The sequence below is a fragment of the Bradyrhizobium oropedii genome (assembly GCF_020889685.1).
GTDB lineage: Bacteria > Pseudomonadota > Alphaproteobacteria > Rhizobiales > Xanthobacteraceae > Bradyrhizobium > Bradyrhizobium oropedii.
Map to the genome: position 1 here is coordinate 1 of NZ_JACMYO010000387.1, position 2101 is coordinate 2101.

The 2101-nt window shown below is 66.2% G+C and carries 2 protein-coding genes and 1 pseudogene; all 3 read right to left on the reverse strand.

Going from position 1 to position 2101, the window contains the following annotated elements; all coding sequences use genetic code 11:
- The coding region (locus tag H8A95_RS42670) for a xanthine dehydrogenase family protein molybdopterin-binding subunit (RefSeq protein ID WP_229188405.1) at positions 1-1424 on the reverse strand (1424 nt) is incomplete at its 3' end.
- A 12-nt stretch (positions 1425-1436) separates the two neighbouring features.
- Positions 1437-1916 (reverse strand): (2Fe-2S)-binding protein, encoded by a 480-nt coding sequence (locus H8A95_RS42675; protein ID WP_229188406.1) that lies wholly within the window; start codon positions 1914-1916, stop codon positions 1437-1439.
- Between the two features lie 5 nt (positions 1917-1921).
- Positions 1922-2101: pseudogene (locus tag H8A95_RS42680) on the reverse strand (FAD binding domain-containing protein); the annotation flags it as partial.

Here is a 2101-nt window from a genome sequence, read left to right on the forward strand (position 1 = left end):
GCCGCCGGTGCGTGCGTCTCGCGCGGGGTCGGCGTCACGGCGGCACGCGCGCCGCCGCCATCCTTGCGCGACGACATCCGCTTGAAGTCCTCGCGCAGCGGCCATCTGGCCTTCTCTGCGGCGACCTGCACGCATTCGATCAGCGCGGTGTTCTTGGCCTCGCGGCGGTGCGCCTTCATGTCGCCGTCGCGATACGCATTGAGGATCCGGAACTCCATCGGGTCCATGCCGACGAGATGGGCCAGCTTGTCCATCTGGCATTCGATCGCAAAATCCATCGCGGTGACGCCGAAGCCGCGCATCGCGGTCGCGGGTGTGCGGTTGGTGAAGACGCAGTAGACATCGCCATGGACATTCGGGATCGTGTAGGGGCCGGGCAGATGCGCGGCGCATTTCACCGCCGCATAGCTCGACAGCCGCGTATAAGCGCCGCTGTCGAAATAGGCGCGCACCTTGCGGGCGACGACGCGGCCGTCGCGCATCACGCCGTCCTTGATGTAGATGCGCTCGGCGCCGCGCGGCGGGCCGTATTGCATCTCCTCCTCGCGCCCGAACACGTAGCGCACCGGCCGTCCGGTCAACATCGCGCCCAGAATGCAGAGCGGCTCGGTCAGGGTATCGACCTTGCCGCCGAACCCGCCGCCGACCGTGCCGCCGATGAAGTGGAAGGTGTTGGAGGGCACGTCGAGGATCTTGGCGCAGGTGTCGACCGAGAAGAACAACGCCTGCGTCGAGGTGTAGACGATGAAGCGACCGTTGGTGTCGGGCGCTGCGATCGAACCGTTGGTCTCGGTCGGGGCGTGCTCGATCGGCGACATCTGGTAGCGTTGCTCCAGCACATGGTCGGCTGTGGCCAGCGCGCGGTCAGCGTCACCGAAGCGCAGCTGCTGGCGATCATAGGTCTCGTGATAGGTGAAGGTGTTCTTCGGATAGACCTCGTTGACCACGGGCGCGCCCGGCTTCAGTGCGTCCTCGACATCGAACACCGCCGGCAGCGACTCATAGTCGATCTTGACCTTTGCAATCGCTTCAAAGGCTTCGCGCGGGCTGTCGGCGACGATGGCGACGATCGGCTCGCCCTTGTAGCGCACCTTGTCGACCGCGAGCGACGGTTCGTCGTCCTTGCCGAAATTGATCAGGCTGAGCAGCGTGTTCAGGTTGCGCGGCACGTCGGAGGCGCGGATCACCCGCCGCACGCCCTGCGACCGCTCGGCCTCCGAGGTGTCGATGCGGCGCAGTCTTGCATGAGGATGCGCGCTGCGGACCACCTTCAGATGCAGCATGCCCTGCAGCCTGTGATCGTCGAAATAGGGCGAGGTGCCGGTGACATGGCCGAGCATGTCCTGGCGCTGCGTGCCCTTGCCGATCTCCTTCAGATTGTCGTCGCGTTCGTCGGCGAAAATGTCCTTGCGCAATTCCAGCATGGCACTGTTTCCTTACGCGCGCGCACGGCCACCGGACGCGGCAGCCAGCACGGCGTTGATGATCGGCTCATAGCCGGTGCAGCGGCAGATGTTGCCGGAGATCGCCTCGACGACTTCGGCGCGGCTCGGCTGCGGATTGCGGTCGAGCAGCGCCTTGGCGGCCATCAGCATGCCCGGCGTGCAATAGCCGCACTGCGCGGCGAAATTGTCGGCGAAGGCGCGTTGCAGCGGGTGCAGATTGGGACCGTTCTTGATGCCGTCGAGCGTCTCGACCGAACGGCCGGCGACCGTTTCGGCCAGCGTCAGGCAGGAGAGATGAAGCTCGCCGTCGATCAGCACGCTGCAGGTGCCGCAGCCGCCCTGGCCGCAGCCGAATTTCGGCGTCATGTCGCCGATCAGCTCGCGCAGCGCGACCAGCAGGTTGGTGCCGCCATCGACGAAGATCGCGACCTCGCGGCCGTTGTGCTGGAATTGAAGGGCAGTCTTGGCCATCGTGATTATTCCTGACCGGACAACAGGCGGCGAAGATGCACGCCGACGATCTCGCGGCGATACCAGGCGCTGGCGAGCGCATTGTCGCCGGGCGCGGTTCCTTCGGCGGCTGCCGCGGCAGCTGCATTGATCGCGGAAGCGTCGAGCGAACGGCCTTCGAGCGCGCGCTCGGCGGCGCGGGCGCG